General features: G+C 60.2%; 4 protein-coding genes. All 4 read left to right on the top strand.

The genetic code is table 11. From position 1 onward, the window contains the following. Nucleotides 1-2,080 (top strand): beta strand repeat-containing protein (locus tag CTR53_RS17745; RefSeq protein ID WP_367158995.1); only part of this gene is annotated, 2,080 nt, incomplete at its 5' end. A gap of 142 nt (nucleotides 2,081-2,222) precedes the next feature. Further along, on the top strand, nucleotides 2,223-4,277 hold the full coding sequence (locus CTR53_RS17740) for an O-linked N-acetylglucosamine transferase (protein WP_290816578.1): 2,055 nt from the start codon (nucleotides 2,223-2,225) through the stop codon (nucleotides 4,275-4,277). Between the two features lie 47 nt (nucleotides 4,278-4,324). Beyond that, a complete protein-coding gene (locus CTR53_RS17735; RefSeq protein WP_367158994.1) occupies nucleotides 4,325-7,924 on the top strand; it encodes a beta strand repeat-containing protein in 3,600 nt (1,199 codons plus the stop codon). Then, nucleotides 7,878-13,199 carry a beta strand repeat-containing protein gene (locus CTR53_RS17730; protein WP_367158996.1) on the top strand — a complete coding sequence of 1,774 codons (5,322 nt, stop codon included), beginning with the start codon at nucleotides 7,878-7,880 and terminating at the stop codon, nucleotides 13,197-13,199. Before CTR53_RS17735 ends, CTR53_RS17730 begins: the two co-directional genes overlap by 47 nt. Nucleotides 13,200-13,253: the final 54 nt, after the last annotated feature.

Here is a 13,253-nt window from a genome sequence, read left to right as displayed (position 1 = left end):
CACCACCCAGGCGCAGGCGCTGACGTCGAACCAGATCGGTGCGCTGACGCAGACCCAGATCGAAGGTCTTGAGACGACCGACATCGCGGATCTGACCACGACGCAGATCAAGGGCCTGAACACCACGCAGATCGGTCAGCTTGAGACGACCGACCTGAATGCCCTGACCTCGACGCAGTCGCAGGTTCTGTCGGCGGCCCAGATCAAGGGTCTGACGACGACGCAGATCGGCGCGCTGGAAAGCACCGACATCGGTGATTTGACCGCCACGCAGCTGGGTGCACTGAATGCCACGCAGGTGCAGTCGATCAGCACCACGGCGCTTGCGGAACTCGACTCCACTCAGGTGAGTGCACTGACCTCGAGCGTCTTGGGTGCGCTGAGCACCGAGCAGCTCGATGCCCTGAGCACGACGGCGCTGGGTGCGATCACCACGACCCAGGTCAAGGGCCTGACCACGACCCAGGTTGACTCGCTGGATGAGACGCAGATCGGCGCGCTGAGCAGCACGGCGATCAGCGGTCTGAACACGACGCAGCTCCGCTCGGTCAGCACGACGGCGCTGAATGCTCTGGACACCACCCAGACGCAGGCGCTGACGACCTCGCAGATCGCTGGTCTGACGACGACGCAGATCGGTGCGCTGGAAAGCACCGACATCGGCGAGCTGAGCTCGACGCAGGTCAAGGCACTGAACACCACGCAGGTGCAGGCGCTGTCGACCACCAACCTGAATGCCCTGGACACCACCCAGGCGCAGGCGCTGACGTCGAACCAGATCGGTGCGCTGACGCAGACCCAGATCGAAGGTCTTGAGACGACCGACATCGCGGATCTGACCACGACGCAGATCAAGGGCCTGAACACCACACAGATCGGCCAGCTTGAGACGACCGACCTGAATGCCCTGACCTCGACGCAGTCGCAGGCTCTGTCGGCCAACCAGCTGAAGGGTCTGACGACGACGCAGATCGGCGCGCTGGGAAGCACCGACATCGGTGACCTGACCACGACGCAGGTCGGACAGCTGAGCACGACACAGATCCAGGCCATCAGCACCACGACGCTGAGTGAGCTGGACGGTGCGCAGCTGACGGGTCTGACCTCCGCTCAGGTGGGTGCGCTGAGTACCGCGCAGCTCGATGCCCTGAGCACCACGGTGCTGGGCGGGCTCACCACGACCCAGGCCAAGGGCCTGACCACGACCCAGGTAGGGTCGCTGGATGAGACCCAGGCTGGCGCATTGAGCAGCACGGCGATCGGTGCCCTGGCTTCGACCCAGCTGCAGGCTCTGACGACCACGGCGCTGAACGGCCTGGATACAACCCAGACGCAGGCGCTGACCACGCAGCAGATCGCGGCTCTGACCACGACTCAGATCTCCTCCCTGGAGACCACTGATCTCGCGGAACTGACCACGACCCAGATCAAGGGCCTGACCACTGCTCAGTTGCAGCAGTTCAGCAGCACCAATCTGGCTGCTCTGGACACCACCCAGACGCAGGCGCTGACCACGCAGCAGATCGCGGGTCTGACGACGACCCAGATCTCCGACCTGGAGACCACCGATATCGGCGAACTACTCTCGTCGCAGGTTGGTGCTCTCTCGGCACTGCAGGTGAGGGCTCTGGCGACCGAGAACCTGGACGCGCTGACGACTACTCAGTCGGCTGGTCTCACGGCTCTGCAGGTCAAGGCGCTGACGACCACGCAGATCGGGGCTGTGGGTTCGACCTTCATCTCCGGTCTGACCACGACGCAGGTTGGTCAGCTGCTGTCGACGCAGGTCGGCGCACTGAGCACGACCAACTTTAACGCTCTCGACGCCAGCCAGGTCGGGGTGTTGTCGACGAGCCAGATTGCTGGTCTGACTTCGACGCAGATTGGGGCGATCGACACGACCGATGTGGCGGAATTCGCTGCGACGCAGATCGCCGCGATCTCCACCACGGCGATCCAGTCGTTCAGCACCGCAAATATCAGCGAGCTGACCTCGACCCAGGCGAATGCCTTTACCCAGGCCCAGGTCAATGTGCTGAGCGCCGAACAGGTCGAAGCCTGGCTTGAAGCCCTCGGCTAAGGCTCATCCGGGAGGCGGGAATCCGACATTGTCGTTCCTGCCTCCCGAGCAGCTTCCCGCGTAGCGATTTATTAAGGGAGTAGCCGCTTTACTCCTGGTAGAGGGAAGCCGTTGGCGTCAGCGGCAGCTGCATGGGGTAAAGATGAGCGGTTTGAATTTTGATAGTTTGGTCGCGGCACTGGCCGAGCGGCCTGTGTCCATCACCGAGTTGATCGATCAGGCTTCGCGTCTGCAGGCCGCCGGCGAGATCGACAAGGCGATCCTGCTCTACAAACTATGGGATAAGTGCAATCCCAACGATCCGTTCCGGTATGTCGCAGGTTTCAATCTTGGCACCATGCTGAGTGCGCGCGGCGATCTCGCCGGTGCCAAGACGGTTTATGAGCAGACCATCGCGAATAGCCCGGATTTCTATCCAGCCTATATCAATCTCGGCAATGTTCTGGAACGCCTGGGCGACGCCAATGCGGCCGTCAGCCAGTGGAATATCATCGTCCAGCGACTTGCCACGCTGACCGGGCCGGCAATCGAACATAAAAAGACCGCCTACAAACAGATCGGCCGTGTGCTGGAAACCAATCACCAGCATATCGCATGCGAGGGTGTGCTGAAGCAGGGGTTGACCCTTGACTCCAAGCAGAACGATGTCGCGCAGCATTATCTCTCGCAGCGCATGATCCTGAACAAGTGGCCTGTGGTGGAACCCTGGGAAGGGGTTTCACGCATGGACCTGATGAAGGGCTTCAGCCCGCTTTCATCCGGCGCCTATTCGGATGACCCGCTGTTCCAGCTGGGCGGCGCCTGGGCCTACAATCGCGGCATCGGCGATCCTTCGGCGAACGGTGAGTATCTGTGGCAGAAGGTGGCGCGCAAGCCATCGAAGCGGCTGCGTATCGGCTATCTCTCATCGGATCTGCGCGAACATGCGATCGGCTTCCTGATGTCAGAGCTGTTCGAGTTGCATGATCGCGACAAGGTCGAAGTCTTTGCTTACTATTGTGGTATCAAGACCGACGATCCGACCAAGCGCCGCATCAATGCGGCTGTCGAGCATTGGGTCGATATCAACGATCTCGGCGATCAGGCCGCGGCCGAGCGTATTGCCGCCGACAACATCGACATCCTGATCGACGTCAATGGTTATACGCGGGATGCACGTACCAAGGTGCTGTCGTACCGTCCCGCGCCGGTGATCGTGAACTGGCTCGGCTATCCGGGCAGCATGGCGAGCCCGTATCACCAGTATATCATCGCGGATGAATGGATCATCCCGAAAGACTATGAGCTGTACTATACGGAAAAGGTGGCGCGCCTGCCGTGCTACCAGCCCACAGATCGCAAGCGCGTGATTGCTGCTGACCGACCCAGCCGCAAGGATGTCGGCTTACCGGAAGATGCGGTGGTGTTCTGCTGCTTCAATGGCGGGCATAAGCTGCGCAAGCTCACCTTCGATCGCTGGATGCGCATCCTCGCCAACGTTCCCGACAGCGTGCTGTGGCTGCTCGGTTCGTCCGAAGTGGTGCATGAAACGCTGAAGGCCGCCGCCACCGCAAGCGGCATCTCGCCCGACCGCATCATTTTCGCTGCCAAGCAGCCCAACCCGAAGCATCTGGCACGCTACCCGCTGGCTGACCTGTTCCTCGACACGTTCCCGTACGGCGCCCATACAACGGCGTCAGACGCCCTCTGGATGGGCGTCCCGGTGATGACCTTCTCCGGTCGCGGTTTCGCGTCCCGCGTCTGCGCCAGCCTGGTGCGGGCGGTGGGTATGCCGGAAATGGTTTGCGAGTCGCCGGAAGACTATGTCGACAAGGTTATCGCGCTCGGCAAGGATCGCGCGGCGCTCAAGCGCTGCCGCGAGAAGCTGGCGCGGATCCGCGACAGCAGCGTGCTGTTCGATATGAACGGCCTGGTGCGGTCGCTTGAGGGTATCTATCGACAGATGTGGCAGGATTTCGAGAAGGGGGCGATTCCGGTGCCCGATCTCGCCAATCTGGACCTTTATCACGAACTGTCCTGCGAAGAGAATCACGAAGCGCAGGAGATGCTGGCGAAGGACGATTTCAACGGCTTCTATCAGGCGAAAATTGCCACCCGTCACAAATTCCGCCCGGTTCCAGAGGATCGGCGTTTGTGGACGGCGAAAGCGATCAAGGCCACAGAACAGGCCTATATGGGCAAGAAGCGCGCGAGTTAAGTTAACAAGTCACGAGCCGAGAAGCGGTTCGGACACGGAGAGTTGACATGGATGTAACAACTCTGACTGCAGCCGCCATTAAGGCGCTGAAGACAACTGAACTCAGGGCGTTGACGTCCAGTGAGATTCAGCAGCTTGAAGCGACTCAGATTCAGGCGTTGACCTCGTCGCAGATCAGTCAGCTCGCGACGACCCAGATCAGCTATTTCTCCGAAGATCAGATGGTCTTTAATGCGGCCCAGCTTGCCGTGTTCAGCTCTGTGCAGATTCAGGCGCTGTCAACCAAGATGCTGGCGTTCGACAGCACGCAAATGCGGGCTTTCAGCGGCACGCAGATACGCAGCCTGAATACCACTCAGGTCGGTGCATTGACGGTTGCTGAATTCGACGAGTTCAGCGCGGCGCAGCTTGCTCAGATCGGTACAGGCCAGTTCCGGCTGCTGAGCACTGCAACCCTGCAGGATCTGACCTCGACGCATTTCAAGAGCTTCGTCTCGACGCAGGTTGCGGCGCTGACAACCAGCCAGATGCCGCTGCTTGATCCGGCCGTCCTCAGTGTTCTGACCACGACTCAGATCAAGAAACTGACTGCCTCTCAGATCGGCTCGTTCAACGAGACGCAGGTCGAGGCTTTCAGTAACTCGGTGCTGGGCGGCCTGGCTGCGACTCAAATCGTCGGCCTCAGCACGACCAATCTGAATTCTCTGGACGAGACGCAGGCGCAGGCCCTGACGGCCACTCAGCTTCGCGCCCTGACAACGACACAGATCCAGGGGCTGGGGTCTTCCGATCTCAATGAATTGACCCGAACCCAGTTCGGGCTGCTGACGGCCGCTCAGATTGGCGCGTTGACTACAGCGCAGTTGCAGTCTCTTGGCACGACAGCTGTGAGCGGTCTGACCGGAACCCAGGTTCTCGGGCTGACGGTCACGCAGATCGGTTCACTCGACACAACGAATGTCGAGGCACTGACGACGACCGCGCTCACCGCTTTGAGCGCTGTCCAGTTGCGGGCCCTGAACGAAACAAATCTAAAGACGCTCTCCACCACGCAGAGCCAGGCGCTGACAGCGACTCAGATCGCCAACCTGACCACGACACAGATCGGCGCACTTGATACGACCGACATTGCGGATCTGACGACGACGCAGTTCAAGGCGTTGACGGCGCCGCAGATCAAGGTACTGAGCACCGAAGCAATCGAGAACCTGACAACCACGCAGGTTGCCGGTCTTACTTCGGTGCAGCTCGGTGCGCTGACCGAAACGCAGCTCGGTGCGCTGACCGAAACGTCGCTCGGCGAACTGACTTCTACCCAGGTCAAGGGGTTTACGACGACCCAGCTTGCGTCTCTGGCAAGCGATCAGGTTAAAACCTTAACGAATACGGCGCTGTCCAGTCTGTCATCTTCCCAGATTGGAGCGCTGGGCACGATTGCGCTGGGCGAGTTGGACAGTACCCAGTTCCAGTCCTTTACGTCGACGCAGATCAAGGGGCTGACGACGACGCAGATTGCCGGTCTTGTCGAAGCCGATATCTCAGAGTTCGCCGCAACGCAGCTGTCCGCCTTGAGTTCAGCTCAATTGCGCGTGCTGTCTACCGACGATCTGAACGCGTTGGATGAGACACAGATCGGGGCATTCTCGTCTGGTCAGATTGGCGATCTCACCACCACGCAGATTGCGGGGTTCGATCAGATCGAGATATTGACAGCAACGCAGTTCGCCGGCCTGAGTACGACGCAGATCAAGGCAATCAGCAGCCCGCTGTCTGATACCCAGATTCTGAATCTCACGTCGGCCCAGATCAACGTTCTGAGTGCAGATCAGATCGAGAATCTGGATGCTGGCGTAGTCGGCAATCTCACCTCCAGCCAGGTCAAGGGGCTGACGACAACGCAGATCGCGACGCTGAATGCAGATCAGGTTGAGGCCCTGAGCAGTTCTGCTCTGGTGGCACTGACGTCGACGCAGATAGGGGCTCTGGGCACGACCGCCCTGAATGCTCTGGATGAAACCCAGATCAAGGCCCTGACGGCAACGCAGATTGGAGGTCTGACCACCACGCAGATTGCCTCGCTGGAGGCCGCCGACGTAGAGAATCTGACCACGACACAGATCAGGGCGTTCTCTACCACGCAGATCAAGGCGCTGACGGGTGAGAATCTGTCCCAGCTCGACGAGACGCAGTTCCAGGCTCTGGCAACCACGCAGATCGCCGCCCTGACCACGGCGCAGGTCGCAGAGCTGAGTGAGAGTGATGTCAACGAACTGAGCTCGACGCAATTTGCCGCTCTGTCGGCGACCCAACTGGCTGCAATCGATACTGCTGCGCTTGTCGATCTGACGATTACGCGGCTGCAGAGCCTGACCTCGACACAGATTGCGGCGCTCGCGACTACATTGCTTGACTCTCTGGATGCGACCGAGATCGAAGTCCTGACCGCGACGCAGGCCAAAGCCCTGACGACGGCCCAGATCGCGTCTCTGGATTCGGATCAGGTTGCTGCGCTCACCAGCACAGCCCTGGCAGCGCTCTCATCTTCGCAAATTTCCGCGCTGGCTACCGATGCGCTGAATGCGCTTGATGCAACTCAGGTTCAGGCCTTGAGCGTTGCGCAGCTGAAGGGGCTGACCACCACACAGATTGCGGCCTTTGCGGGGACGGATGCGGCCGATCTGACCACAACGCAGTTGAAGGGCTTGTCCTCCACGCAGTTGCGGGCTTTGACCACAGATGCGCTGAACGAGCTGGATACGACCCAGATACAGGCTCTGGTCTCGTCCCAGATTCAGGGACTGACAACAACGCAGCTGAGTGCGCTGGTAAGTGAGGATAGCGCTAATCTCACGACGACGCAGATCAAGGCACTGACCTCGACGCAGCTTCAGGCGTTGGCGGACGATAGTTTGACGGGCCTGGAGACGACCCAGGTGCAGGTTCTGGTCACATCCCAGCTTCAGGGGTTGACGACTACACAGCTGAACGCCCTCGTGAGCGAGGATGCTGCCAACTTCACGACAACGCAGATCAAGTCGCTGACCACAACGCAGATTCAGGCACTGACGGACGAAAACCTGAAGAGCCTGAATACCGACCAGATGCGGGCGCTGACCACGCAGCAGTTGCAGGTTCTCACGACAACACAATTCAATAGCCTCGGCGCGGACAATATTGGCGAACTGAATGCCACGCAGCTCGCACGCCTCAGTACGACGCAGATTTCGAACCTCAGCCAGGAAGGTTTTGAGGCGCTGAGTGCAACTTCGCGACAGGCTCTGACGTCATCGCAGATCGCCAGCCTCACCACCACGCAACTCGACGGGCTGGATGAAGGGATATTTGCCGAACTGACGTCCACTCAGGTGAAGGGGCTGACTTCCACGCAGATCAGCGTCTTGACGGAAACACAGTTCGGCGGGATCAGTTCCACGGGCATCGCCGGCCTGACTTCCGCGCAGATCTCCGGCCTCACGTCCACCCTGATCAACCAGCTTGGCGAAGAGGAATTCGGAATTCTATCCGCGACACAGGTTCGCGGATTCACCACCACCCAAATCGGTGCACTGACCACTGCGCAGGCCGGTCTTCTGAGNNCAGATCGCCGCACTCAGCACCACGCAGATCGACGCGCTTGGCGCGGATGATATTGCCGAACTTACGACGACGCAGATCAAGGCGTTGACGACAACGCAGATCAAGGCGCTGGACACTGCTGATCTGGAGGCATTGAGCGCGGATCAGGTTCAGATTCTGACAACCTCGCAACTCCAGGCGCTGACCACGGCGCAGATCGCTTCGCTTGACATCGCGGACCTGACCTCGACTCAGGTGAAGAGCCTGACATCGACGCAGATCGGTTCGCTCACCGATACACAGTTCGGCGAGCTGACTGCGAATGCGATCGTCGGTCTGACATCCGCGCAGATCGGCGGCCTGACCTCGACGCAGCTCAATTTAATTGAAACCACGACCTTCGGTGCTCTGACGTCGGCCCAGATCAAGGGGCTCAGTACGGCCCAGATTGCGGCGTTGGAAGAGACACAGATCACCGCGCTGAGCAGCACGGCGATCAAGGGCTTTACCTCCTCGCAGATCGGAGCGATCGCTTCCGAAGCGCTGAAGGCGCTGGATGCCACCCAGATTGCGGCGCTGGCGTCTTCGCAGATCTCTGGCCTGACCGCGACGCAGATCGAAGGGCTGGAGACGACCGATATCGGTGAACTGACCTCCACGCAGGTCAAGGCACTGACCTCGACACAGATCAGGGGGTTGTCGACTACGAACCTGAACGCGCTGGACACTACCCAGGCGCAGGCGCTGACCACACAGCAGATTGCGGCTCTGACGACGACTCAGATCGAGGGGCTGGAAGTGACAGACATTGCCGAGCTTAGCTCGGCACAGGTCAAAGCGTTCAGCAGTACACAGATTGGTGCGCTTGAGACGGCCGACCTGAATGCTCTTAGCACGACGCAGACACAGGCGTTGACCACGTCGCAGCTGAAGGGTTTGACCACAACCCAGATCAGTGAGCTCGATACTGCCATTCTGCTTGGACTTTCGTCGTCTCAGCTTGCCGCATTGAGCACGACCCAGTTCAAATCCATCAGCGACGGCGCTCTCGGCGAACTGACGGCGACGCAGGCTGCAGGATTGACATCGTCGCAGCTGGGTGCGCTGAGCACCGAGCAGCTCGATATCCTGACCACAACGGCGATCGGCGGGTTGAGCAGCGCACAGCTTAAGGGCCTGACCACGACGCAGATTGGATCGCTGGATACCGGCCAGATCGGCGCTTTGACTACTACGGCGATCAAGGGGCTGACTTCGTCGCAGATAGGAGCGATCGGTACCGACGCGCTGAATGCACTGGAATCTACCCAGATCCAGGCCTTGGCCTCTTCGCAGATTGCCGGTCTGACTACGACGCAGATCAAGGGTCTGGAGACAACGGACATCGCCGAACTGACCTCGACCCAGGTAAAGGCGCTGACCAGCACCCAGATCGGTGCGCTTGAATCGACCGATCTGAATGCTCTCAACACGACGCAGACGCAGGCGTTGACCACGTCGCAGCTGAAGGGGCTGACAACAGATCAGATCGACGCACTCTCGACTGCGATTCTGCTTGAACTTTCGTCGTCTCAACTTGGCTCCCTGAATACCACCCAATTCAAAGCTCTCAGCGCAACCGCGCTGGCTGAACTGACGGCGACGCAGGCTGCAGGGCTGACATCTTCGCAACTCGGTGCACTGGACACAGCGCAGCTCAATGAACTGACCACGACGGCGGTCGGCGGTCTGGGCAGCACGGCGGTAAAGGGTCTGACCACGGCCCAGGTTGGGGCGCTGGATAGCGACCAGATCGGTGCGCTGAGCAGCACGGCGATCAAGGGCCTGTCATCAACTCAGGTGGGGGCAATCGACTCCGAGGCGCTGAGCGGACTGAACGCCACGCAGGTGCAGGCGCTGGCCTCGTCGCAGATTTCCGCCCTGACCACCGAGCAACTCGATAGCGACGATCTCGGAACCCTGCTCGGCGCATTGACTACGACCCAGGTGAAGGGGCTGACCACCACCCAGATTGCATCTCTGACCGATGATCAGGTCAAGGCGCTCAGCGCCACGGCCATTTCCGGATTGAGCGGCTCTCAGCTCGGCGCATTGAGCAGCGATGCGATCAACAATTTCGACACAACGCAGATGCAGGCGTTGACGTCGTCGCAGATCGCGGGTCTGACCTCAACGCAGATCGATGCTCTTGCCGATGTCGGCGAGTTGAGTACGACGCAGATCACATGGTTGACTGCCACCCAGATCAAGTCGCTGAGCGGTGGGAATCTTTCTGCGCTGACAACGGATCAGACTCAGGCCCTGACTTCTGCGCAGTTGCAGGCGCTGACCACGACACAGATCAGCGAATTGACCGATGACGACCTTTCCGAACTGACGCCCACTCAGCTCGGCCGTTTCAGCACGACGCAGATCAAGGCCTTTACTGCCACCAGCCTCTCGAATCTGGATACAAGCCAGTTCCAGGCACTGGCAGCCACTCAGATCGCCGCGTTGACGACCGAACAACTCGCTGAAATCGACGAAGTGACCTTCGGAACCCTCACATCCACTCAGGCCAAAGGTCTGACGACCACGCAGATCGCTTCGCTCGATGCGGATAAATTCGACGAACTGAGTACGACGGCGCTTGCCAGTCTGACCACCGCGCAGCTTGGCAGTCTGACCACGACTCAGGTCACCGGCCTTGACACTGCGGTGTTTGCGGCATTGACATCCACGCAGATCAAGGGGTTGACCGCCACGCAGATTGCCTCGCTGTCGTCCGAACAGGTCGGAGGGCTGTCTGCCACAGCATTGGCGGGCCTGACGGTGTCGCAGATCAAAGCGCTCACCACTGAGGCTCTGAATGCCCTGGATTCGACGCAGGCACGAGCACTTGCCAGTACGCAGATCGCGGCGCTGACCACGACGCAGATTGCGGCGCTGGAGGCGACCGACGTGGCCGATCTGACCACGACGCAGGTCAAGGCGCTGACCTCCGCGCAGCTTCAGGCATTGAGTGCAGATAATCTGTCGCAGCTCGACACGACGCAGATGCAGATTCTGACCAGCGCGCAGATTGGCGGGCTGACCACGACGCAGATTGCCGGGCTGGAAGAAACGGATATCGGTGAACTGGGCACCACCCAGATCAAGGGACTGACGACCTCGCAGATTGGTGCTCTGGAAACCAGTGATTTCATTGCGCTCAATACAACGCAGGTGCAGGCGCTCAGCGTCACACAGATCAAGGCGCTGACCACGACCCAGATTGATGAGCTTGGCACTGAAGCCCTGCTCGATCTGACCACGGCCCAGCTGGGGGCCTTGACCACGACGCAGATCAAGGCGCTCAGCGACGATGCTATTGCCGAACTGACCTCGACGCAGATCGGCGGTCTGACTTCGCAGCAGCTCGGGGCTTTGACGGCGACACAACTTGGCCAATTGACCACAACGGCTTTCGGCGAACTGACCGCGGCGCAGATCAAAGGGCTGACTGCCACGCAATTCGGTTCGCTTGCAACCGATCTGATTGCCGCATTGACGACCACGACATTGTCCGGTTTGGCCTCGACGCAGATTGCAGCGTTGAGTACGACGGCTCTCAATGGGCTCGATGCTACTCGTACTCAGGCATTGACCGCCGCGCAGATCTCGGGTCTGACCACCACTCAGATCGCGGGGCTTGAGACCACGGACGTTGCCGATCTGACCACCACGCAGCTTAAGGCGCTGTCAGTGACGCAGATCAAGTCGCTGTCCAGCGACAGTCTGTCGGAACTGGATCAGACCCGGGTGCAGGCCTTGAGCACGGCGCAGATCAAGGCGTTGACTGCGACGCAGCTGAACAACCTGGATGCCACCGATCTGAACGAACTGGCAGCGACGCAAATCGCCAGCCTGGCGACGACGCAGATCGGCGGTCTGAGCGACGACAGTCTGGCAGGCCTCGACGAAACCAGAGTGGCCGCTCTGACTTCAAGTCAGATCGGAGCCCTGACCACGACGCAGATCGACCAGCTGGATTCGACATGGTTCGAGAATCTGACCTCGACGCAGATCAAGGGTCTGAGCTCGACGCAGGTCGGTTCGCTCAGCGACGATCAGTTCTCTGCTATCTCCCCGACAGCCATCGGGCTCCTGGCTGCAAGCCAGATCGGCGGGCTGACCAGCACGCAGATTAACGGTCTGGACAGCACGGTATTCTCCGCTCTCACCTCGGCGCAGGTGAAGGGGCTGACCGCGACGCAGCTGGCAGCACTGTCCGACACCCAGTTCAATGCGCTCACCACGACAGCGCTGGGCGGGCTGACCACGCAGCAGGTGGCCTCTCTGTCCACCGACGTCGTCAATGGGCTGGATGCCACGCAGAGCCAGGCGTTGCTGAGTACGCAGATCGGGGCCCTGACGGCGACGCAGATTGCAGCCCTGACAACCGACGACGTGGCGGATCTGACCACCACGCAGATCAAGGGATTGAAGACTTCCCAGCTGCAGGCTCTGAGCACCGAAAACCTCCGGGTGCTTGATACGGATCAGGTGGCTGCCCTGAGCGGCATCCAGCTGCGCGGCCTCACCGCGACGCAGATCGGTGGGCTGGAATCCGGCGATTTGAACGAACTGACGGCGACTCAGATCGGATCGCTGAGCAGTACGCAGTTCGCGGCACTGAGTAGCGCAAATCTGGGGGAACTGGATGCCACTCGCATTGGCGGCCTGACCTCGCAGCAGCTTGGCGCCCTGACCACGACGCAGCTTGATGCGCTGACGACAGATCAGTTCGCCGCACTGAGTTCGACGCAGGCAAGGGGGCTGACCGCAACGCAGATCGGCTCGCTGTCGACCGAACAGGTCGGAGCGCTGACCAGCACTGCCATTTCCGGCATGCAGAGCTCGCAGATCGCAGCGCTGACGACCGAAAGTCTGAACGCCCTGGATGAGACGCAGACCCAGGCACTGACCACGGCGCAGGTTAAGGCCCTGACCACGACGCAGATCAGCAATCTTGGGAGCGATGATCTCAACGATCTGACTACGACACAGTTGCGGGTTCTGACCGCGACCCAGATCGGCGTGCTGAGTGACGATACTTTCAAGGGACTGGACGCAACGAAGCTCGGCGTCCTCACCACCGCGCAGATGGGTGGGCTGACATCGACGCAGGTCGGTTTCCTGGAAGCAGCCGACATTGACGAGCTGTTGGAAACTCAGTTGGCCGCCATTTCGCTCACCGCCATCGTCGGGTTGACCACGGACGCCATTCGCTCGATGGAGGCGACACAGGCGAATGCACTGAAGCAGGAACAGGTCGAGCTCTTCAGCGACGATCAGATCTCTGCCTGGCTTGAGGCAATCGGTTAAGTCAGATGAATAAGGCCTTGTTCCCTGCGGCGGTTCTCGCTAGTGATTCGGCGC

Source organism: Ferrovibrio sp., assembly GCF_002796975.1.
In the GTDB taxonomy this organism is placed as follows: Bacteria; Pseudomonadota; Alphaproteobacteria; order Ferrovibrionales; family Ferrovibrionaceae; genus Ferrovibrio.
The sequence above is the reverse complement of the archived record's forward strand: the minus strand, read 5'-3'. Positions and strand labels throughout refer to the sequence as shown.

Bases quoted from the DNA above. Each gene is read 5' to 3' on its own strand.
- CTR53_RS17740 (WP_290816578.1), top strand. From the start codon at position 2,223: ATGAGCGGTTTGAATTTTGATAGTTTGGTCGCGGCACTGGCCGAGCGG.